The organism is Anaerolineae bacterium (genome assembly GCA_013178015.1).
Lineage (GTDB): Bacteria > Chloroflexota > Anaerolineae > DRVO01 > DRVO01 > Ch71.
Window position 1 is genome coordinate 86,328 of sequence record JABLXR010000007.1, and the last position, 21,163, is coordinate 107,490.

A 21,163-nucleotide genomic window follows, 5' to 3' on the forward strand; every position below is an offset into this window, starting at 1 on the left:
GGAGCACCTTGAGGCTGGGAATGGCTGGCCTCGCCTCGGTATACTACTCCGCGGCCTTCGCCGGCGCCGCCAGACGCATCGAAGAGGTCAAGGGCCCTGACGGCCACCATGGGCCAGGGCGGGGAGACTGCCGGTGACTTTGGACAAAGCGTACATCCGCGACGGGCTACGGGCTGGGGGCCTCTCGCCGGGGGACAGCCTGATCATGCACTGCTCCTTGAGCAGCCTCGGCCACGTCGAGGGAGGCGCCGATACCCTCATAGACGCTGTCCTGGAGGCGGTGTCGCCTGGTGGCACCGTCATGATGCCCGCCCTTCCCGACATCTACCGGCCCTTCGACGTGCGCACTTCCCCCTCCACCGCAGGCCTGGTAAGCGAAGTCTTCTGGCGCCGGCCCGATGCCTTCCGCAGCCGGCACCCCAGCCATTCGGTGGCCGCCATCGGGCCGCAGGCCCGCTGGCTCACCGAGGGGCACGAGCACACCGACCCCACCGGCATCGGCAGCCCCTACCACAAGCTGTACCAACAGGAAGGATCGTGGGTGCTCCTGATCGGGGTGGACCACGACCGCAATACCATGCTGCACCTGGCGGAGGCACTGGTACGGGTGCCCTACCTGCGCACAAGTCAGCTGAGGGTAGTCAACCCGGACGGTTCCGCAAGCCACTACCGGGCCCGAGAGATGGCATACGGTCACCGGGAGTTCATCCGCATAGACTGGCCCCTTCGTGAGGCCAACCTCCAACGGCAGGGTATCATCGGCAACGCGATAGTGCGGCTTATCCGGGTGCGCGATCTGGTGGACTTCGCCGTCCGGCTGCTGCGGTCCGACCCTGCGGCGCTCCTCTGCGACAAGCCCAGGTGCATCTTCTGCCTGTGGGCCCGGGCGCAGATCCGCTCCGCTCAGACGGGACAGCCGGACGAGACTGACTGGCCGGACTTGACGCGCCGCTGGGGCTGCGGCGACCCGCATTGCGAGTGCTGCGTCGTCTAGCAGTTACCGCGGAGACACAGCAAGAAGAAGAGGGGGAGAGGGGGAGACTGTGTGACGCGGAGATGCTCAAGGGCTGCTTGTCTCCGCGTCCCCGCGTCTCCCCATCACCCCCTCTCCCCCCAATCCGGAGGGTGAGGCGTTGGCTGAGTTGCTGATGCCGGTAGGTGAGGTCGCCATGAGGCGGCTGTGTGCGCCCCTGCCCATGATGCGAGGCTGGCGCGCCGCTGTGAAGCGGATCGCGGCCCTGGGTATCGGCACGGTGGAGCTGGGGCCAGAGTGGCTTCTCGAATCCAACCAGATCAGGGCGGCGGATCTCTCGGACGCTCTGGAAGACGCCGGGATCGAGGCGCGCATCGCCCGGCTGCCGGCGCCCCCGCTCCATCCCGGTGATCCAGGGCGTCTGCCCCTCTGGGATCTGGTCAGCCGTGCCGATCACTTCTTGCTGCCGAGCGGACAGCTCGGCCAGATGGCGCCCTCGATAAGCCTGATGGCGGAGATGGCGGAGGTATATCACACCGCCGGGGCGACGCTGCTGTTGGAGAACGACCCGGAAGCCTGGCCGCCCGATGGCCAGACTCTGGGCCGCTTCGTGGCCGAGGTCGGTCATCCGGGCCTGCTCTCCTGCTATGATCCTGCTCGTTCGGCGGCTCTCAAGAGGCACCCCTTCCTGACCGACTTCCTGTCCGGCCCCCTCAAGCAGGGGATGCGCTGTCTGCGGCTGCGGGACGCCCTGTTCGAAAACGGCCGAGAGGTACGGCCGGGCGAGGGCAACGCCGAGCTGAAGGAACTGGTGTCGGCGCTGGAGTCTCGTCGCTACCAGGGGTGGTACATCCTCTCACCCTTCGGGCGAGGGCCTTATCCGGACCGGTTGCAGGCGGCCTACGACGCCGTGCGCGGGATCCTAGCCTCGCTGTGATGGGGAGGGTGTGCAGGTCTAGGGGCAGGACCCGTGCCTCCCCCACAACCACAGTAGGACGGTGACAGTCTGGTCCAGGGCCCGCGCCCCCGCGTCGGCCCCCGACACCAGCGATGTCGTGGAGGTAGAACCGATGGAGATTGTGGTCCTCACTCGTGCCCAGCAGCGCGTCAATACCTACGGGCGCTTCACCGCCGAAATACTTAAGACCGAGGGCCTTCACGGCTTTCGCCTCCAGCAATGGGAGGTGGGCTCGGATCCGCAGATCGGCGATGCCTCAGCGGTCATCCTCACTCCCGTCATCCTGCAGTATCCTGAGATAGACTGGCTGCGCGCCTACGTGGAAAGCGGCGGCAGGCTCATCGCCTTTCAGCCGATGGCTCACCTACTCGCCGCCTTCGGTGCCAAGTCCGAGAACAAGGCTCTGGTGGACGCCTACGTCAAGCCGGTGGGCATGTACCGCATCGGGCGCGCCATCGGCGGGGAGAGCGTGCAGTTCCACGGCTCCGCCACCAAGGTGTCCTTGCCGGAGGGCTGGGAAGTACAAGCCTGGCTCTACTCCTCCCCGGAGGAGCGCACCCCCTACCCTGCAGTGGCCACCGGGAACGTAGGCCAGGGGACCTTCACCTTCTTCGCCTACGACCTCCCCGCTGTGGTGGCGGCCATCCGCCAGGGCGACCCCCGACTGGCCTATCAGTCTACCGCCGGCTTCGCCTCCGACCACCTGCAGCGCCCCAACGATCTCTTCACCGGGCACCTGGACCTCAGCCGGGGCCACATCCCCCAGGCCGACGTGCACTGCAACCTCCTCACCCACGTGCTCAACAGCGTGACCCGGGAGCCGCTGCCGCGCCTCTGGTACTTCCAGCGTCCCGAGCTGAGAAGCGTCGTGGTGATGACCAGCGACGACGACTGGTCCACCCTGGAGCAGTTCAGCGCCCTCATCGAGGCGGTGGAGGAGGTGGGAGGACACATCCACGTCTTCATGGTGGAAGGGTCGCGCCAGTCCCCCGAGCAGGTACGGGAGTGGATCCGCCGCGGGCATTCCTTCTCCGTGCACACCAATCCCCGCATCCGGGAGATAGACCCGTACTGGCACATGACTGAGTCAGTGCGACGGCACAAGGCCCAGGTCGAGGCCGAGTACGGTATGCCCTCGCGCATCTATCGCTCGCACTGCGTGCACTGGCAGGGCTACGTGGAGTCGGCCCGCATACTAGCCGACCTGGGGTTCCAGATGGACAGCAGCGTCATCAGCCTGCTGGACAACTGGGGCCTGTACGTCAACGGCTCGGGTAGGCCCATGCGCTTCGTGGACGAGCAGGGCGATATCATTGACCTGTTCGAGCAATCGGTCAACTTCTACGACGACGCTTCGGTGCAGAAGGTGCTGACGGGCGAGCCCGATACCGAGATCGCCCGGGCCACGCTGGCCCTGCGTGAGGCCGCCGATCGGTACCACACGCCCTTCGGCTTCCTTTCCCATCCAGTGAGCTTCTTCACCTACAGCAGCCCCTTCGTCAAGGGCGTGCTCCGGGCGGCCCACGACATGGGCCTGCCCGTGCTCAGCGCCGACGAGTGGCTGGAGTTCACCCTGGCCCGTGACGCCGCCGGCATCCGCGATACCGCCTGGGACGGCCAGACCCTCTCCTTCAGTGTCACCCGCGGGCGCGACGGCAGCGGGCTGACAGCCATGGCGCCGGTGCCCGAAGGCAGGAGCGCGGCGGAAGCCAGCCTGAACGGCCAGGAGGTCGAGCCCACCGTGCGCTCCGTGCACGGGCACGACTACGCCTTCGTACCGCTGCCAGCCGGCAGCACTGGCACCCAGAGCCAGGTGCGGGTAGTGTTCAGGTAGCGCGGGGAGTGACGAGTGAACAGCCACGCTGGAACCGGAGAGGACATCGTCATAGGCGACGTGATCTACTGGGCCCTGGCGCTCGATCCACGACGTGGAGGAGCACCTATGGAGGCACCTGGGATGCAGGCCGCGGTGGTGCGGCTGTTCGCGCTGCTGGAGGAAAGGCAGATTCCCTACCTGCTGGTGGGAGGAATAGCCATGCTCCAGTACGTAGAGGGTCGGAACACCCAGGACATAGACCTGATCCTCGCTCTCGCTTCAACGCGCGAACTGCCCGAACTCCAGATCGCCAATGAGGAGCTGTACTTTGCCACGGGCAGCTTTGGCGGCCTACCGGTGCACATACTGCTCACCCGCAACCCGCTGTTCGCTAAGGTCCAGCGTGACTACGCCACTGAGAAGCGATTCGCTGGACAGCGCATCCGTTGCGTCACCGTGGAAGGCCTGATCCTGCTGAAGTTGTACGCGCTGCCGTCTCTCTACCGCCAGGGCGACTTCGTCCGCGTCGGCCTGTACGAGAACGACATTGCCTCCCTGATCGAGGAATACGACCCGCCCCTTGACCCGCTGCTAGAGGAACTACGTCCGTATCTGAGCGAGACCGACCTGAGCGCAGTGGAAGAGGTGCTAGAGGATATCCAGGGACGGGTGGACAGGTTCCGCCGGGGAATCGGGCCCGGGCAATGAAGGAGGTCCTATGGACACACCAAACCAAGGTTACATCATGGAGTTCATGACCGTGCGGGAGATGCGGGAGGCGCTGAGCAAGACGCGCACTGTCATCCTGCCCATGGGCGTGATCGAGCAGCATGGCTATCACCTGCCTCTCAACACCGACGTCTACAACTGCTACGAGATCGCCAAGCGGGTGGCGCCGGTGGCTGGCTGCGTGGTAGCCCCGCCCATCATGTACAGCTTCTCCGGCGGCGAGCTGCCGGGCACCACTGACATCAGCCCTCAGACCCTCTCTCTCCTCACCATGGACATCATCAAGTCCCTGGCGAATCAGGGCTTCCGCAACATCATCATCCTGCTGGGTCACGGGGGAAGCGAGAACCAGCAGGCAGCCCTCGATGCCGCCGACATGTTCTATCGCCGCAACGTCCGCTATCGCGACGTCCGCCTGGCCACCGTCACCTTCACCGACTTGACCCCCTCGGTGAAGGAGTGCTTCGCCGCCAAGGACTTCCATGCCGGCTACCTGGAGACCTCTCTCATGCTCTACTGGCACCCGGAGCTGGTTCGCCCCAAGGAGCTGTGGGTGACGGACACGCCCGAGCTGATGGACCTCTTCCGCCGCGACCAGGACGCGTATCAGACCAGGACGAAGCTGGTGAACCACCCGCTGGTAGTGCCGATAGTGACCCAGAACCCCGACACGAAGGTCGGCGTCATGGGCGACCCCAGCAACGCCAACGCCGAGTTCGGCCGCAAGGTCTGCCAGGAGGCGGTAGCCGGCCTGGTGGAGCTGATCCGCACTATGGAAGGCGCAGATTGACGCGGGCATCCCCGGGACCCCGGTCACGGACGGCGAGCGCCGTTTCCCCGGGCCGCGGACCACTCGGGCCAGGGTTCGATGCCGTCGCCCTGGCGGTGGGAAGAGCGCTTCTGGCTCTTCTGGGCCTGGCACTGCTCTGGAGCATAGGGGCTCGGGTGGCCCGGCGCTTTCTGCGCTTCCCCACGCCCGCCTTTGTGGGCGCCCTGCTGGACAGCCCCTTTCGCCGGGCTCTGCAGCCGCCCGAAGAGGTGCTGGCGCCCCTCGGCATAGCCCCCGGCATGACGGTGCTGGAGCTCGGACCCGGCCCCGGGACCTATACCATCGAGGCAGCTCGCCAGGCCTCGCCTGGCGGTCGCGTCATCGCTGCCGATGCCCAGGCGGGCATGCTCGCCCGGCTGAGCCACAAGGTCCGAAGGCTGGGGATCACGAACGTGGAGCTTCGTCTGGCCGACGCCTACCACCTTCCGCTGCCGGACCAGAGCGTGGACGTGGCCTTCATGGTGACAGTGCTGGCCGAGGTGCCCGACCGGGAGCGAGCCCTGGCAGAGGTCCGCCGGGTACTGCGCCCGGGCGGGCTCCTGGGAGTCAGCGAGTTCCTGCCCGATCCGGACTACCCGCGGCGGGCCACCGTGCGCCGCTGGGCCACGGCTGTAGGCTTCCAGCCCGAACGAGAGGCCGGAGGCTGTCTGTGGTACGTGCTCACCTTCCGTAAGCCCGGCCCCGAGGGCGAGTGAGAGGTAGGTAGGGAGGAGACATGCACGACCGATGGGCAAAGATTGGCGACACCTGGCACGTGGGCCGGGTGATTGACCTGACGGGGGACGTCTACAACGGCATGTGGCGCCTGCCCCCGCCCTACCCAGCGGTGGAGGTCAAGGAAATCCCCCTGGCCGGCAACTTCAACATCGTGGACTACGACATCTACGCCCAGGAAGTCCGCCTGCCGGTGCAGGCATCCACCTACCTGGAGACTGCCGCCCACATGTACCCCGGCCGAGAGACGATAGACCAGCTGCCGCTCGAGCGGCTGCTGCCTTCCGCCGTGGTGCTGCGGATCCCGCGCGACCCCGAGGAGGTGATCACCGCCGAGGACATCGAGGAGGCCCTGGCCGCCACCGGAGAGACGGTCCGCCCAGGCGACGCCCTACTGCTCGCCACCGGCTGGGACAGTCACTGGGACGAGCCCGACTTCATGAGCCGGTCGCCCCACTTCCGCTACTCCGCCGTGGACTGGGTGGTCCGGCACCGCTGCGGCATCCTCGGCTCCGACGCCGCCAACTGGAGCGACCTCAGCGAGAAGCCCTCGTTCTTCCCCATGTTCTTCCGCTCGCCGACTCTGCTTCTGGCGCCTTTGGTCAACCTCGCCCAGGTGCCCGTGACCCGGGTGCAGTTGGTGGTCACCCCCCTGCGCATCCGAGGGGCCTGCGCCTCGCCCTGCCGCGTCCTGGCTCTGGTGCCATGACCACTCACGGCAGCGACCTGGCGGCGAGCGCCGCCGCCACGGCTGTACTACCAACGGCCCAGCCCTACAGCCAGGCTCGCCCGCGGCGCCCCATCGGCGACTGTCGGCGGTAGTGGGGATCAGTCACGTTCACGCACTCGGTACCCCAGCAGCGTGCCAGATCCTCCACCAGGTGCGCCACGTGCCCCAACCCGAGGGCAAAATGGTGGGTGGGGCCTTCCAAGCTCCAGTTCTCGATGAACCGGCCCACGTCCGGCGGGAAGCGGCAGCGGGTGTTGGTGTTCCCGGTGGCAGGGATCGGTCCCGGTAGGGATTCCCCCTCGGCCAGGACTAGCTTGAACCGGCCGTCATAGGTCTGGGTCAGGCCCACGCAAGTCACCGGACCATGCTTGAGCTGGAACTCCACGCTGACGCCCGATCCCCGCTTCCCGTGGTACAGGCCCAGCCCCCGAAGCACCGGCCGCCCCTGAGCCAGAGCTATGTGGTGGGGACCATCGTGCCCCACCAGTACGATGTCGCTGTCGAAGTCGCAGGGGTGAAGTTCGGCGAAGCTGCCCCCCGCCCCTAGCCGATCCAGCAGCAGCATGGCCACGCACGTCTTGATGTCCAGCTCCCCCGCGATGGGCACGCCCTGACCAATCAGGAGCGAGCTACCCACGATCAGCGCCGACGCCAACCTCTCGTTGGGGTTGCCGGCCAGCCCGCGGTAGTAGTAGGCGAGGCCGGTGAGGCGGAAGTCATCCACCAGGTGGTCCAGCCCGCAGGCCACCCGCGCCGCCCAGGCCAGGTCCTCCGGCGCCGCCAGCCCCGCGATCGGGTCCGAGCCCGGGGGCGGGAAGATGAAAGTCTCGCGGATCTGCTCCAGCTTGCGCTCCACCTCGGCTTGGCTCACCGCCTCCACCCGGGCGTGCAGGTCGTCCAGCTCCAGGTGTTCGCAGTGCATCCCGAACTGGGCATCGAACATGGTGGGGTCCGAGTTCATGTCCAGCATGCCCTCGTAGACATGGCCCATCACCCCTATGCGAGCGTTCCTCACCGCTGCGTAGGCCCTGGCCACCCGGCACCAACCCAGCACCCGGTCCCAGGCAGCCGGATCGTGCAGTGCGCCCACTACTATGCCAGGTATCTCTATGCCGGCCCGCATCAGGGCGTTGCACACCTCCGGCAGGCTGGTCTGGTTGTCGTGCTCCAGCTGCATGAAAGTGGTGGCGCGCTGGTAGTCCATGGCCCGGCTGGGCTGCAGCGACACAAGCACCACTGGGACCGCCGCCCGCTGCACCACGGGGAGCACGGTGCTGCTGAGGGCATAGGTGCTCATGTAGCAGAGCAGGAACCCGACGCCTTCGCTCCGGAAGCGGTTCCCCACCCGGACCGCTTCCTCCGCCGTGTCCACCAGGCCGCCCGACACCACCGTCACCCCGGCCTGGCGCAGCCTCTCCTCGAAGAAGGCCTGGTGGGCCAATAGCCGCTCCTTGAGGCCCGGGAACTGGTCCCAGTAGAACCAACAGCCGCAGCCGAAGACCCCAAGTCGCAGTTCGCCTCCTCGCCCGACTTCGCTTGCCACTGCCGTCACCAATACCCCCTCCTGGCCCCGGTCGGGTCGCCCGCAGGGGCTCCGACCTCAGGATCGGCGAGAGATCTCCGGCCCCCTTGTTCAGCCCTGGCCCCTCACCTCGCCCACCGAAACCCACGCGCCGTTGTTGGTCGCTGACCTCTGTAGGGCCTCCACCACCCTCTGCGCCTCCTGCCCCTCATTGAAGCCAGGGGAGTACCAGGACATCTCCTCGCGGGCCACATTGTTCAGGAAGTCGTAGGCGGAGGCTACGTGGAAGCGCATCCAGCCTTGAGTGCACTTGGCTCCGGGCAGGGCCCCCTTCTCCGGGTACCGCCCCAGCACCGCGACTTGCTGCCAGCCTCGCTCCCCGCCCAGGGGCTGATCGGGTGGTCGGCCGTCATAGGCATAGAGCCAGTCTGGCTCCATGAGGTTGAACCGTAGGGCGCCCCGGTCGCCGTAGAGCTCGATCCGCAACTCATCCTCGCTCCCTGTGGCGAGACGAGAGAACTCCAGCGTGCCCACGGCTCCGTTCGCCAGCTCCGCCTGGGCCAGGCTGACATCGTCAACATCCACGTGGCTCAGGCCTGCACCATCGGGACGCGGCCGCCACGGGATGAAGGTGCGTTGGAGGCACGCCACCGAGCGGAACTCGCCCCAGAGGGCCCGCACCAGGTCCACCGCGTGCACCCCCAGGTCCATCACCGCCCCGCCCCCGCTACGCTTCCGATCCAGGCGCCATGAGTGGGGACGCTGCGGGTCCACGTACCCGGAGTGGAGATAGGCGGCCCGGAACTGCAGCGGACGCCCCAGGAAACCCTCGGCGATCATCTGACGCGCTCGGCGAATGGCAGGCACGAACCTGTACTGGAAGGTCATCTGGCACACCGACGTGGTGCCGGCGGCCGCTCCAGCCACCTCCTCCGCCTGAGCCAGATTCAGCGCCAGCGGCTTATCGCAATACACGTGTTTGCCCGCCGCCAAGGCAGCCAAGACGATCTCCCGATGAGCATCGTTGGGAGCGCAACAGCTCACCACCTGCACGTCGTCGCGCTCCAGGAGTTCCTGGTAGTCTGTAGTCACCAGCTCGAAGCCACCCTCCCTCCGCACCCGGTCCGCACTCTCCTCGGTGGCCGTGCTGACGCCCACCAGCCGCACCCGAGGAGCTCCCGGGTAGGTCCAGGGAACAGAAAGATAGGCGAGCGCGTGTATCCTGCCGATGAACCCGTATCCCACTATCCCAACACCGATCTCAGCCATAGCGTGAGCCTGCACCTCCGCCTTGCGCCCAGCGCGATTCCCAGCTACCGGTAACCTATCCTTCCGCATCCCGTCTGTCCAGCCGCAACAACGTGGCGAAAGCACGCTTCTCGCAGCGCCATCCGTCTCGCCCATCTGCCCATTGGAGGCACAATGGCGCCCAGTTTCCCGCCTGTTGGCATTGATGGCGGGTGCCATCTTGACTATCATGTAGACTGTGCCTTCGTGCCGGGAGCGCTGTGCCCGATGGCTGCCACCGCTTGGAGGGTAGGCGATGGTGACCGTCGCTGGCACAGCACCTGTCGGCGCTCGGCACACTCTGCCTCGTGACCCGCCCATGGGTGCCTCTGACAGGCACTCGCCTTGGGTCTACGCGTCTGCTCTTTGGCTTCGGCCACGGCAGGCGCGCCCCGGACTGCCGCCTGTTCTAGCCGGCGGGCCTGTTGCTCCCACCGTGGGGCACGGCATCCGCCACGTGACCCGCTGAGTACGGACGTCGTCGCTGCCCGCCCGGGGCGCCGCCGGTGGCGTCTGCGACGCATCGCCAAGGCGCCATGGTTGTCGCTCCTCTGGCTGGGCTACCGCCCGCGGCATCGAATCCTCGACTGCCGCCCAGTCCACTGTTCTCGCGTGGGAGGTGCTCATGGATCGTGACATCTGCTCCGCATGCGGCAAGCCTCTGATGGGAACACCCCCCGAGGCAGGTGGGCCCCGATACTGCGCTGATTGTCAGGCGCGGGTGGATCGCGACCGCGGAGGGCTGTGGTGGGCCAGCCTGGTCGGCGTAGTGGCCACCGCGGTCTTCGTGGCGGTGGTGGCCCTCCTGGCCCGCTCGGCACAGCCAAGCCTGCAGGGATCGGCGCTGCTCGTCGTCAGCGTGCTGCTCGCGCTGGTTCCGGCGCTGATCTGGATGGCCGTCTTCTACCTGCAGGACGTCCGCGAGCCCGAGCCCAAACGTATGGTGCTAGGCGTGTTCGTCCTGGCAGCGCTACTGGCACGGGCTGTGGGCATTCCTCTGGTTGAGGGCGTGTTCCAGGTCCGCAGTTGGCTGACAGCCGGAGTCCTCTACCACATCCTCGGTGCCATCCTGATCATCGGCTTCACCGAGCAGTTCCTCATCTATGCCGCGGTCCGCTATAGCGTCTACCCCACGTCGGAGTTCGATGAGCGGGTGGATGGCATCATCTACGGGACCGCTGCCGGCCTGGGCTATGCCAGCCTGGTGAACGTCCAGTTCGTGGTCCAGAGCGGCGGACTGGACCTGACGTCCGGAGCCATTCGCGTGGCCGTGACGGCCCTTGCCCTGGCCAGCTTCGGCGGCCTCAGCGGCTACTTCCTCGGGCGCTGCAAGTTCGACGATGAGCCGATCTGGTGGATGCCGGCCGGCCTTGCCCTGGCAGCCACCCTCAACGGCCTCTTCGTCTACTTCCTCGGCGAGGTTAGCACCACGGGCATCACCCTGCAGGGAGGCACCCACAATCCCTGGCCCGGGCTCATCCTGGGCACGGTGGTGGCGGCTCTCACCTTCGCCGTCCTCTTCTACCTCATCCGGCGCCTCGCTCGCCGGGCCCCGCAAGCCGTAGGGGCATAGGAGGCACACATATGGACACCGAAGCGACTGCCCTCGCCGTCAGGCGCGATCGTTGGGCCTCCTGGGCCGTGGTTGGCCTTGTCATCGTGGCTCTGCTGCTGGGCTGGGCTGTGAAGGCCGTGGCCGAGGGCCGCACGTGGGTACACGAGGTTGACGGGCTGCGCATACCCTATCCGGCCGGCTGGATAAGAGCGACTGCCGATCCGCCGGTGCTCCTGCAAGTGGAGAAGCTTGACAGCCCCGCTCGCACTACCCTGACTCTGCAGCGCCGCCCTGTCACTGCCGACGCGGCCAGCCCCCTGAACGCCGTTCACCAGGCCCTGACGCTGGAGCGAGGCCGAACCTGGACCGCGTACCGCGTCCTCGAGGTCGAGCCTTCCGCTGCAGTCGCCGGGCGGGAGGCGCTGCGCGTGACCTTCGCTTACGTGGAGACCAACGCCAACCCGTTCCTGAAGGCGGCTCCGGTGGTAATGCTGGGGGAGGAGTACCTCTTCGTTGTCGGCCAGAACGTCCAGGTGGTGACACTGACCGCGGCCGAGGCCAACTTCGACCGGGCCCTCAAGGATCTCCACGCGTTCCTGCGCTCGTCGCCGAAGTGAGCATTTGCTGACAGCGCTCTGCCCGTGGGAGCACCGGTGCAGCCAAGCGCTTCCCGACACGAAGGGAGGAAGCCATGAGCATGAGAGCGAAGCATCTTCCGCTGGTAGCACTGGCCCTGATGGTGCTATTGGCTTGGTTCGGCTCCGATATGGCCGCGGCGCAGGGTCCCCGCCAACACGATGCCAACTTGCCGACTGTAGTTCAGCTTACCGCGGTAGACGAGGGCCGCGGCGGCCGGCTCACCGCCAAGTGGACGGGAACCGGTACCCTGATCTCCGCGGACGGCCTGATACTCACCAACTGCCAGGTCGCCATCCCACGCGTCATCTGGGACGATCGTCTGTTCGACTACGACCTGCTGGTCGTCTCCCTGGTGGTGCAGCCGGGTCAACCCCCGCAGCCGACCTACGTGGCCGAGGTGGTGCAGTACGACGCTGCCCTCGACTTGGCGGTGGCGCGCATCACTCAGAGGCTCGATGGCAGCCCGGTGACACCACGGTCGCTCGGCCTACCCTTTGCCTCCGTAGGCGACTCCGATGCCCTGCAGGCTGGCGATTCGCTCCAGGTCCTGGGCTACCCAGGCTTAGGCGCTGATATGGCTTCCCTTGAGGCCCAGGTGACCCGGTTTGCCAGTGGACGCGGCGTTGCCGGCCGCGCCTGGATCGGTACAGATGCCGATCTGGGAGGTGGCATCAGCGGCGCCCCCGCCTTCGATGCACAGGGATCAGTCGTGGGGGTGGTGGCCGTCGGCGCTGCCGGATCTGCAGACGACGTGCTCCACTGCCGCTACATGGACGACACCAACGGCGACGGCCTGGTGGACCAGAACGACCAGTGCACCAACACCGGTGGCTCCACTAACGCCATCCGGCCTATCAACCTGGCCGCGACCATCATTCAGGCGGCCAGCCTTGGCGTGGAGCCCCAGCCAACCTCGCTACCCTTTCCCACGGCCATTCCGCAGCCTACCGTCACCCCAGAACCGGAGGCCACCGTCACGCCCGGACCTAGGCCCACACCACGGCCCGTTGGTCCCCGAATCACCCGCGCCATCTTCGCCCCGGCGATCAACGAGTACGACCAACCCGTCACCGTGGTGCAGTCCTTCCCCAGCGGCACCGAGGACATCTTCCTTGTCTTCGATTTCGCTGGGTTCGTGGATGGCCCCGTCTTCCAGCCCATGCTGGATTACGAGGGTACGCTCTATGACAACATATGGTCCCCATACAGCTGGGGCTGGGGCCCAACGGGCACATCCTGGCTTAGCATCCATGCCGAACCCCTTGCTGATGGCCTCTACCAGTTCATCCTGTACTTCGACAACCAGGAGGTGGGGACCGCTTCTGTCAGAGTGGGGGGTCCGGCCGATACCGGACCGTCGCTGGCCAACATAACTTTCACCGCCGGAGGCGCGAAGGGTTACCTGCTCCCCGCCGGCGCCGACCGGGTTGATGTCACCTTCGACTACCGTAACATGACGCCGAGCGACAGCTGGTCCTACGTGTGGTATCTCGACGGTGAAGAGATCGACAGCGGCCAGGGCGGGACCCTGCCCGGCACTTCGGGTACTGCCGACTTCGCCCTGACGGCGCGAGGAGGCCTGGAGGAAGGTGTCTTCAGGCTGGACCTCTATGTCGGAGACCGCCTATCGGCCACCTCTGACTTCCTGGCCACCAGCCAGGCAGAGCAGGACTTCTTCGGTCCCATCACCTTCGCCGAAGGTGTGGACCGCAACGACCAGCCAGTGAACCCGGGAACCGTGTTCCGGTACGGCCTCAAGGAATTGTATGCCTTCTTCGACTACCGAGGCATGCAAGATGGTTGGGAGTGGTCCCGTCAGTGGTACATAGATGGCCGGTCCGTGACCTCGATGGCCGACACCTGGGCCTTCGGCGAAAGCGGCGAGGACTTCTGGGTTGCCATCAACAGCAGCAGGGACCCGCTGCCTCAAGGGGAGTACCTGCTGGAGCTCTATGTGCGAGGCGAGTTGGTGCAGCAGGCAACCTGCACCATCGGCGGCGGCCCAGCGCCTACGCCCACTCCCTTGCCGCCCAGAGCCGGCGTAGAGATGTACGGCACGATCTACGACGCCGCTACCGGGCGCGGCATCAAGGGAGCCTTTTTCCTGGTCCTTCAGCCTGGCATCACCACCGCCACGTTCACCTGGGACGAGAATCAGGTCTACACCTGGGCCGAGACGGACCAATGGGGCTACTACGAACTGGCCTTGCCCCTTGTGCGCGGCGAGACCTACAGCATGATCGTGGGGGCCGAAGGTTATGTCCTCATCGCCGAGGATGGCATCTACATCGGCCAGGACGCCGAGCCGTCGTACCAGATTGACATCGCCTTGACTCGCATAAGGTAGACGCTGGTGGGCAGGGGCGCCAGGGCGTGGCCAGCGCCCCTGCCCACCGCGATGGGTATGGACGCGGAGGGAGAATGGGACTGAGGCGCAGTCTACCGATCGTGGCCCTCGCCGTTGTCATGGTCTCGCTGCTGATCTCGCCGGCCGCCAAGGCCCTGGACCGCCCCACTACCCAGAGGGTGATGAGCGCCGTGGTGCAGTTCATCGCCGTGGACGAGGGCAGGCGAGGCGTCCTGATCCCCAAGTGGACGGGCTCGGGCACCATCGTTTCCCCCGACGGATTGGTGCTCACCAACTGCCACGTGGCCAATCCCGTATCCATGTACGGCGGGGCTGAGTTCGAGTACGACCTGCTCATCGTGGCCATCACCATACGCTCAGACGAGCCACCGCGGCCCACGTACATAGCCGAGGTGGTGCAATACAGCCCTGACTTGGACCTGGCCGTGGTGAGGCTCGCGAGAAGCATCGACGGATCGGCCATAGATCCCGGCAGCCTCAACCTGCCCTACGTGCCCCTTGGGGACTCGGATCAACTCGAGATAGGCGACACCGTGTCCATCTTCGGGTATCCCGGGATAGGCGGCGAGACCATCACTTTCACCAGCGGCAACGTCAGCGGCTTCTCTAGCGCCCGGGGCATCCAGGGGCGCGCCTGGATCAAGACCGACGCCACCGTAGCCGGGGGAAACAGCGGCGGCACTGCGGTGGACGACCAGGGCTTCCTGGTCGGTGTGCCCACCAAGTTCGGCTCCGGCGATGACCTACGGCTGGACTGCCGTCCCTACGCCGACACCAACAACGACGGCAGGATAGACGAGAACGATGCCTGCATACCCATGGGTGGTTTCATCAATGCCCTGCGTCCAATCAACCTGGCCCTTCCGCTCATTGACGCCGCCCAACGAGGACTGCACATGCAGCCCTCCCCTACCTCCGAGCCCTCCAGGCAACCCGCCAGCGGCAAGGCCTCAGTCAGTCGTCTCATCTTTGCCCCGGCAGTCAACCAGTACGACCAGCCGATTACGGTATCGCGGTCCTTCCCCAGCGGCGTGGAAGACATATACATGCTGTTCGACTACAGCGGCTTCGATGACGGTGCCGCCTGGCAACCGGTGCTGGTGTACGAGGGCGAGACCTACGACGACGTCTGGGCCCCCGCCTCTTGGGCCGGCGGCGCAAGCGGCACCTCATGGATCAGCATCCACAATGAGCCCCTGGCGGATGGCACCTATGAGTTCCTGATCAACTACGAGGGGATGCTCATCGGCTCTGCCTCGGTTGAGGTGGGCGGGCCCGTCGTGGCCGAGCCCGCATTCTTTGACATCATGTTTGAGGCCAACGGCCACACGGGGTACGTCCTGCCAGCTGGGGGACAGGACGTGCGGGCCAGCTTCACCTACGAGGGTGTGAGCACCGGCCAGGAGTGGTCGTACGTTTGGTACCGCGACCGCGAGCGCATAGAGGGTGCCTCGGGGGAGCCGCTGCCAGGAGCGTCCGGCGTCGGTTCCGTGACTCTGAGCCAGGCCGGTGGCCTTGAGCCGGGGACCTATCGCCTGGAGCTCTACCTGGGCGAGACGCTCGCCGCCACCAGCGACTTTCTCGCCGGCGGCACCGTCGAGCAGGACAGCTTCTTCGGCCCGGTGACTTTCGCCCAAGGGGTGGACCGCAGAGGCGATCCGGTCAACCCGGGGACGTCGTTTCCGTACGGCATCGCGGAGCTCTACGCCTTCTTCGACTACGAACGCATGCAGGACGGCTGGTACTGGTCCCGTCAGTGGTCTCTGGACGGCGAGCCCCTTACCTCGATGGACGACACCTGGGCCTTCGGTGAGAGCGGGCAAGCTTTCTGGGTAGCTATCAGCAGTGACGACGCTCTACCCGCAGGGCAGTACCGTTTGGAGCTGTCCGTCCTGGGCAGGACAGTTCGGGAGGCTACCTGCTCCATCGTGGGTAGCGGTCGGCCTACTCCCACCCCGGTACCGCGCACCGGCGACCTGCAGATGTATGGATACATCGTGGACGCTGCCACCGGGCGGGGCATTCCGGGAGCCTTTGTACTGGTACTTCAGCCCGGGATCTACGTCGACGACTTCGAGTGGGTGGAGGATCAGGTCTACAGCTGGGGCGAGGCGGACCAGTGGGGCTACTACGAGCTGGTCCGGCCCCTGGTACGAGGTGAGACCTACAGCATCATCGTGGGCGCCGACGGCTACTACAGCGTCGCCGAGGATGATGTCTACATCAGCGAGGGGGTCGAGAGCCCTGTCGAGCTATCGGTAGCCTTGCAGCGGGTGCGGTGAGACGCTCAGGGATCCAGGCACCGGGTTCTCCTGAAGCAGTGCCCGGCGGGTGTTGACGTCATGCAGGACCTAGTTGGATGGACCCTTGGTTGCTTCCAGATCACCTCGCGAGTGCGAGGCGACCGGCTACGCGAGCTCTACTTGGGGCACGACACTGAGTCCGGATCGGAAGTCGCCCTGAAGGTCATCTACCCCGATGCCGCCGACGGCGATGCCCTGGTGGAGCGCTTCTGGCGCCAGGCGCGGTCGGCAGCCTCGCTGCACCACACTCACATCCTCCCGGTCACCGCCTACGATGTGGTCACCGCCGGCGACCGAAGGATCGCCTATCTAGCTGCCCCCTTCATCGAGGGCCATAGCCTGGAAGAGGAGCTGGCCCGCCTGCAAGTGAGCGGCGGCAAGCTGAGCCAGGAGCGCGCCCTGGCCATCCTCCGGGCCGTGGCTGCGGCCCTTGACTACGCCCACCGCCGAGGAGTGACACACCTAGACCTCAAGCCCGCCAACATCCTTCTCGGCCCGAAAGGCGAGCCAGCGGTGACAGACTTCGGGCTCGGAGCTACACTCGGGATGAGCGGGCGCGAGGGTCCCGATCCCTACCGGGCGCCCGAACTCACCGAGGACAGCCCCACCGACGCGCGTGCCGACGTCTACTCCTTAGGGGCCATTGCCTACCACCTCCTGGTCGGCCACTCCCCGCCTGCCAGCGAGGCGAGCGCCGTCCCAGGACAGGAGACGGCGCCATCCCCGGTGCTGCTGCGCGCCCTGCACCCCGACCCGGCTCAGCGCTTTCGGACGGCGGCGGAACTGGTGGCCGCCCTGGAGCATTCCCTGAAAGCGTCTCCGGAGTTCGCTCAGGCGCCTCCGGAAGCTGCGGCAGTTGCGACGCCTCCGCCAACCTCGGCCCAGGACGGTCGCCCAGGTTCCGGGCCCGAAGGGTCGCCCGCCAAGCCCGCCAGGGAAGGCATCCGGCAGTTCCTGGTCCAGATTCTGGCCATCTTCACTGCCGTGATGGCCCTCATAGACAAGTTCATCCACGCGGTGGGCCTGCTGCGGAACCCGCTGGTGGGCCTGGTAGTGGTAGGGATAGGCGTGGGGGCTATGGTCCTGAGCGCCGGTTACGTGCTGGCGCGGCCCCGGGCCTTCACCAGAAGGCAGCGCATCCTGGCGGCAGGTGGTCTGACCATCACGCTTCTGGCAGCAGCAGGCTGGGGCGGTTGGACCGTCTACGACATGACCCGGCCACCCAAAGGACTGATCGTCCTGATCTCCTCCTTCGATCGAGTGCCCGGCTCCAAGAGCGTGGATTACGCCCGCCGAATCGAGGCTGGGCTCAACCAGGCGCTGGCCGAGCTGGGGGTGGAGGGGGTCTATGTGGAGCGGGTCGATGAGGTCTACACCGAGTCAGATGCTCGCAGGCGAGCGGCCTCTCGCAAAGCTGCCATCGTCATCTACGGCTGGTACGACGATGCCGGAGTGAACCCGCGCTTCGAGTTGGTTAACGCCCCTCAGCAGTACGCCCCTATCGTGAGGCAATCGTCGGCTGGATTGGCTAGCCTAGACCACCTTGAGGTGCGGCTAGACAAGGAACTGCGCGAGCTGAGCTACTTGGCCACGGCCACCATAGGCCTAGTCTACTTCGCCGACGGCCAAGACGCCCAAGCCCTGAGCTTCTTCGACGCCGCGCTACAGTCTGTGCCGGGCGAAGCGGTGCTGATGGGCAAAGAGGCGATACTGCTCTACAAGGCCTCCTGTCACTTCAACCTTTACGCCTTCGATCAGGCCGTGGCGGCCTTGGAGGCCGCAGTCGCTATCAACGGCGAGTTCTACGAGGCTCGCCGGAACTTAGCCATCGCCTATAACGCCTACTGCAACCCCAATGGTGCCCTCGAGCAGTCCCGAGAGGCAGTCCGCCTGAGGCCCGACAGCGCCGATGCCCATGTGCTCCACGGCCTGCTCCTGTCCGCCGACAACCGCTGGCAGGAGGCAGCCTCGTCCCTCGCCGAAGCTGTGCGTCTCGATCCGACGGACGCGGCCGCCCACAGCGCCCTGGCCGAGGCCCTGTTCCACCTCGGCCGCGAGCAGGAGGCGGAAGCCGAGTACGCTGAGGCCGCGCGGCTGGCAGCGGAGCCGACCGCTGAGGCAGACGAACCGCAGGCCATCGCAGCTAAGGGGGACATCCGCTTGAGCCAGGGCGACGTAGATGGCGCCCTGGCCGAGTACAGGCGCGCCATCGAGAGGGCAGAGTCGCTCGGTTTGAGGCGGGAGCGCTTGGCCTGGCTGTACCGGTCGCTGGGCATGGGCTACTGGGAGAAGGAGGACTGGGCGGAGATGGCTGCCGCCTACGGACAGGCAGCGGCTATGGCCCCGGGCCTCTATAGCGACCACGTGTCCCTCGGCATAGCCTATGAGCATTTGGGCGACCTGGAGCAAGCCCAGGCGCACTTCGAGACAGCGGTAGCACGCCAGCCCTGCAACGCTAACGCCCGTGGCCTTCTAGGCAACCTGTACCTCCAGCGCGGCCAGCTTGACGAAGCCCTGGCTGAGTACCGGGCAGCAGTGGAGTCCGACCCCGACGACTTCACTGCCTGGAACTCCATCGCCGAGATCCTAGAGCAGCAGGGGCGCCCCGAAGAAGCGAAAGCCGCCTACGAGCAAGCTGCCCAGGGAGCCCGCACCTACCTCGCCGGCGACCCTCATAACGCCGGGGTGGCCTACATGCTCGGTGCCATCTCCTTCATGCTCGAGGACTACGACGGCGCTCGCCAGGCCGCCGAGTTGGCCGTGTCCCTCAATCCCGACTCGGCAGGCCACTACCTGCTGGCTAGCGTGTACTACATGCTACACGAGTATGGCCGTTCAGTGGCTGAGTACCAGGCAGTGCTTCAGCTCGAGCCGGAGCACGTGGCCGCCCTGACCGGCCTGGCTGAAGCTTACGAGGCCATGGGCGAGACACAGGCGGCCATCTCCTCCTACAGCCGCCTCCTCGCCATCGAGGACGACCCCTACACCCGCTTGTCACTGGCCGCACTCTATGAGGCCACCAATGATGTGGAGGCGGCAGTGGCTCAGTACCAGGCTGCCCTGGCGGCGCTGCCCGATGAGGACGCCGAGGAACCGATCCGGATCGCGTTGGCCGGGGCGCTGAGTAAGCTCTGCCGACTGGATGAGGCCAGGGCCACGCTAGACAGCTTGGGGGGTGACGGCACGCCTTCGGCGCAGTACTTGGCCACGCTTGCCGGCCTACAGGAGGCCCAGGGCGACCCGGCCGGCGCCGCGACGACCTACTCAGCCCTGCTCAGCGCATACCCAGACCTGGCCGGCGCACACTACCTGGTTGCCTGGTTCCACTACCGCCAGGGTCGCCTCGACGAGGCCATCGCTGAAGCCGACAGAGCGGTCAGTCTGATGCCCACGTTCGCGCTCGGTTGGAGCGCCTTGGGCCAGTTCCAGGATTGGGCCGGGGATCTGGCCGCGGCGGAGACGTCCTACCGTACCTCACTAGCACACATGCCCGACGACAGCACCGCGTACCTCGGCCTGGGAGCGATCGCTCTCCAGCGTGGCGACCCGCAGTCGGCGCTGGACTACCTCCGAGAGGCGCTTGAGCATGAGCCCGCCTACTCTGCCGCCCTTCCCGATCCGGCCCACACCATCTCGGTCTCGATCCGTATCTACCTCGGTCTAGCCTATCAGCACTTGGGGCGAGAGGCCGAAGCTAGGCGCGAGTTCGAGGAGGCTGTCCGTCTATCCGAGGAAGCTGTGGCCGCCCTGCCCGACTACGCTCGCGCCACCCACCAGCTGGGAGTGGCGCTGTACGCTGCCGGGCGCGAGGAGGAGGCCGGCCCGTATCTTGAGGCCGCTATCGGCTGCGATGCTTCCATGGCCGCCGCACGCGACCGCGCCCTGGCCCGAATCGCCACTCTTCGACCACGCTAGTGGCCTCGTGCCCTGCCGCGATGCCGCCTCAGTGAGCTATCGCCCGCACTAGCCTGACCGCCAGGGGCAGGATCAGCAGGTTGGCCGCCCCCAGCACGAGGAACGGCACTCCACCTCCCCAGCCGACGAGCAACCCGCCCAACTGCGTGCCCAGCAGCATACCGGCACTCCAGGCCAGGTAGAGGAGCCCCAGCATGCGGCCGTGCTCCGGCCCAGGGCATAGCTCCTTCACCAGCACTGGGTAGGCTACCGACAGCGCCCATGCCAGCGATACACCTGTCACTCCGCAGGCAAACAGCCCGATGAAGCTGCCCGTGAGGGCCGCCGTCGACAGCGACACAGCAGCGATGCCTGCCACCAAGACCGCCAGCGGGCGCCTAGCCCCGTGGCGGTCCATGAGCCTCCCAGCCAGTAACTGCCCGATGGAAGAGCCCACTAGCGTCAGCGTAGCGTAGTGTGCCGAATCCGACGGGCGACCGGACACGCGGTATATGAGAAGAGGCATGAGCAGGACCGCCGCCCCGTAGTACGCAGTGGGCACGGCCTGAAGACAGAGAAGCAGCAGCGTTCTCGGTCGGGCGACCAGCGCCCGGTAGGTGGTGAGGGCGGCCTCCCTGCGGTCAGACAGGCTCGCGCGCCGGTCGGGAATGGCGAGGCCGACCCCCAGGAAGACCAGCGTTCCTACCACGATGGCGAGCACGCCCAGGGCGCCGAAGCCCCGCTCCCTGATGACGGCCGCAGCCGCCAGGTTGCCCGCCGCTCCCCCCAAGGTGGTGCCGGTGAAGATGATGGCGAAGGCGACCCCCAACCGGTGAGGCGGCACCA

Annotated in this window: 15 protein-coding genes; 12 read left to right on the forward strand and 3 right to left on the reverse strand. The window is 66.6% G+C overall.

Going from position 1 to position 21,163, the window contains the following annotated elements:
* The first annotated feature begins 133 nt into the window (after positions 1 to 133).
* From HPY83_03900 to HPY83_03930, 7 genes are all read left to right on the forward strand, one after another.
* Positions 134 to 994 carry an AAC(3) family N-acetyltransferase gene (locus HPY83_03900; protein ID NPV07094.1) on the forward strand — a complete coding sequence of 287 codons (861 nt, stop codon included), beginning with the start codon at positions 134 to 136 and terminating at the stop codon, positions 992 to 994.
* A 139-nt stretch (positions 995 to 1,133) separates the two neighbouring features.
* Positions 1,134 to 1,910: a sugar phosphate isomerase/epimerase gene (locus tag HPY83_03905; GenBank protein NPV07095.1), complete on the forward strand. Its 777-nt coding sequence runs from the start codon at positions 1,134 to 1,136 to the stop codon at positions 1,908 to 1,910.
* 133 nt (positions 1,911 to 2,043) lie between these two features.
* The gene (locus tag HPY83_03910; GenBank protein NPV07096.1) at positions 2,044 to 3,765 is read left to right on the forward strand and encodes a polysaccharide deacetylase family protein; all 1,722 of its coding nucleotides are present in this window, start codon (positions 2,044 to 2,046) and stop codon (positions 3,763 to 3,765) included.
* A gap of 108 nt (positions 3,766 to 3,873) precedes the next feature.
* Positions 3,874 to 4,455 carry a hypothetical protein gene (locus HPY83_03915; GenBank protein ID NPV07097.1) on the forward strand — a complete coding sequence of 194 codons (582 nt, stop codon included), beginning with the start codon at positions 3,874 to 3,876 and terminating at the stop codon, positions 4,453 to 4,455.
* 10 nt (positions 4,456 to 4,465) lie between these two features.
* The gene (locus HPY83_03920; protein NPV07098.1) at positions 4,466 to 5,266 is read left to right on the forward strand and encodes a creatininase family protein; all 801 of its coding nucleotides are present in this window, start codon (positions 4,466 to 4,468) and stop codon (positions 5,264 to 5,266) included.
* On the forward strand, positions 5,263 to 6,000 hold the full coding sequence (locus HPY83_03925) for a methyltransferase domain-containing protein (protein NPV07099.1): 738 nt from the start codon (positions 5,263 to 5,265) through the stop codon (positions 5,998 to 6,000). The genes HPY83_03920 and HPY83_03925 overlap by 4 nt, the downstream gene beginning before the upstream one ends.
* A gap of 20 nt (positions 6,001 to 6,020) precedes the next feature.
* Entirely contained in the window at positions 6,021 to 6,728 is a 708-nt protein-coding gene (locus HPY83_03930; protein NPV07100.1) for a hypothetical protein, read from the forward strand.
* 64 nt (positions 6,729 to 6,792) lie between these two features.
* On the opposite strand, the gene HPY83_03935 is transcribed toward HPY83_03930, so the two are convergent.
* Together HPY83_03935 and HPY83_03940 are read right to left on the reverse strand one after the other, a co-directional pair.
* Entirely contained in the window at positions 6,793 to 8,262 is a 1,470-nt protein-coding gene (locus HPY83_03935; GenBank protein ID NPV07101.1) for an L-fucose/L-arabinose isomerase family protein, read from the reverse strand.
* A 120-nt stretch (positions 8,263 to 8,382) separates the two neighbouring features.
* Positions 8,383 to 9,540, reverse strand: a complete 1,158-nt coding sequence (locus tag HPY83_03940) for a Gfo/Idh/MocA family oxidoreductase (GenBank protein ID NPV07102.1) — start codon at positions 9,538 to 9,540, stop codon at positions 8,383 to 8,385.
* A 643-nt stretch (positions 9,541 to 10,183) separates the two neighbouring features.
* Here HPY83_03940 and HPY83_03945 point away from each other — a divergent pair.
* The 5 genes from HPY83_03945 (at position 10,184) to HPY83_03965 (ending at position 20,338) form a co-directional block, all read left to right on the forward strand.
* On the forward strand, positions 10,184 to 11,131 hold the full coding sequence (locus tag HPY83_03945; GenBank protein ID NPV07103.1) for a PrsW family intramembrane metalloprotease: 948 nt from the start codon (positions 10,184 to 10,186) through the stop codon (positions 11,129 to 11,131).
* A gap of 11 nt (positions 11,132 to 11,142) precedes the next feature.
* Complete coding sequence (locus HPY83_03950) at positions 11,143 to 11,730, forward strand: hypothetical protein (GenBank protein ID NPV07104.1); 588 nt, start codon at positions 11,143 to 11,145, stop codon at positions 11,728 to 11,730.
* Positions 11,731 to 11,804: 74 nt separating this feature from the next.
* Positions 11,805 to 14,099, forward strand: a complete 2,295-nt coding sequence (locus HPY83_03955; GenBank protein ID NPV07105.1) for a trypsin-like peptidase domain-containing protein — start codon at positions 11,805 to 11,807, stop codon at positions 14,097 to 14,099.
* A gap of 74 nt (positions 14,100 to 14,173) precedes the next feature.
* Positions 14,174 to 16,402, forward strand: a complete 2,229-nt coding sequence (locus HPY83_03960; protein ID NPV07106.1) for a trypsin-like serine protease — start codon at positions 14,174 to 14,176, stop codon at positions 16,400 to 16,402.
* 60 nt (positions 16,403 to 16,462) lie between these two features.
* A complete protein-coding gene (locus HPY83_03965) occupies positions 16,463 to 20,338 on the forward strand; it encodes a tetratricopeptide repeat protein (protein NPV07107.1) in 3,876 nt (1,291 codons plus the stop codon).
* Positions 20,339 to 20,366: 28 nt separating this feature from the next.
* Here the strand turns inward: HPY83_03965 and HPY83_03970 are convergent.
* A partial coding sequence (locus HPY83_03970; protein ID NPV07108.1) for an MFS transporter occupies positions 20,367 to 21,163 on the reverse strand: 797 nt, incomplete at its 5' end.

Bases quoted from the DNA above. Each gene is read 5' to 3' on its own strand.
- HPY83_03920 (NPV07098.1), top strand. From the start codon at position 4,466: ATGGACACACCAAACCAAGGTTACATCATGGAGTTCATGACCGTGCGG.
- HPY83_03945 (NPV07103.1), top strand. From the start codon at position 10,184: ATGGATCGTGACATCTGCTCCGCATGCGGCAAGCCTCTGATGGGAACA.
- HPY83_03955 (NPV07105.1), top strand. From the start codon at position 11,805: ATGAGCATGAGAGCGAAGCATCTTCCGCTGGTAGCACTGGCCCTGATG.
- HPY83_03960 (NPV07106.1), top strand. From the start codon at position 14,174: ATGGGACTGAGGCGCAGTCTACCGATCGTGGCCCTCGCCGTTGTCATG.
- HPY83_03930 (NPV07100.1), top strand. From the start codon at position 6,021: ATGCACGACCGATGGGCAAAGATTGGCGACACCTGGCACGTGGGCCGG.
- HPY83_03950 (NPV07104.1), top strand. From the start codon at position 11,143: ATGGACACCGAAGCGACTGCCCTCGCCGTCAGGCGCGATCGTTGGGCC.
- HPY83_03965 (NPV07107.1), top strand. From the start codon at position 16,463: ATGCAGGACCTAGTTGGATGGACCCTTGGTTGCTTCCAGATCACCTCG.
- HPY83_03910 (NPV07096.1), top strand. From the start codon at position 2,044: ATGGAGATTGTGGTCCTCACTCGTGCCCAGCAGCGCGTCAATACCTAC.
- HPY83_03940 (NPV07102.1), bottom strand. From the start codon at position 9,540: ATGGCTGAGATCGGTGTTGGGATAGTGGGATACGGGTTCATCGGCAGG.
- HPY83_03915 (NPV07097.1), top strand. From the start codon at position 3,874: ATGGAGGCACCTGGGATGCAGGCCGCGGTGGTGCGGCTGTTCGCGCTG.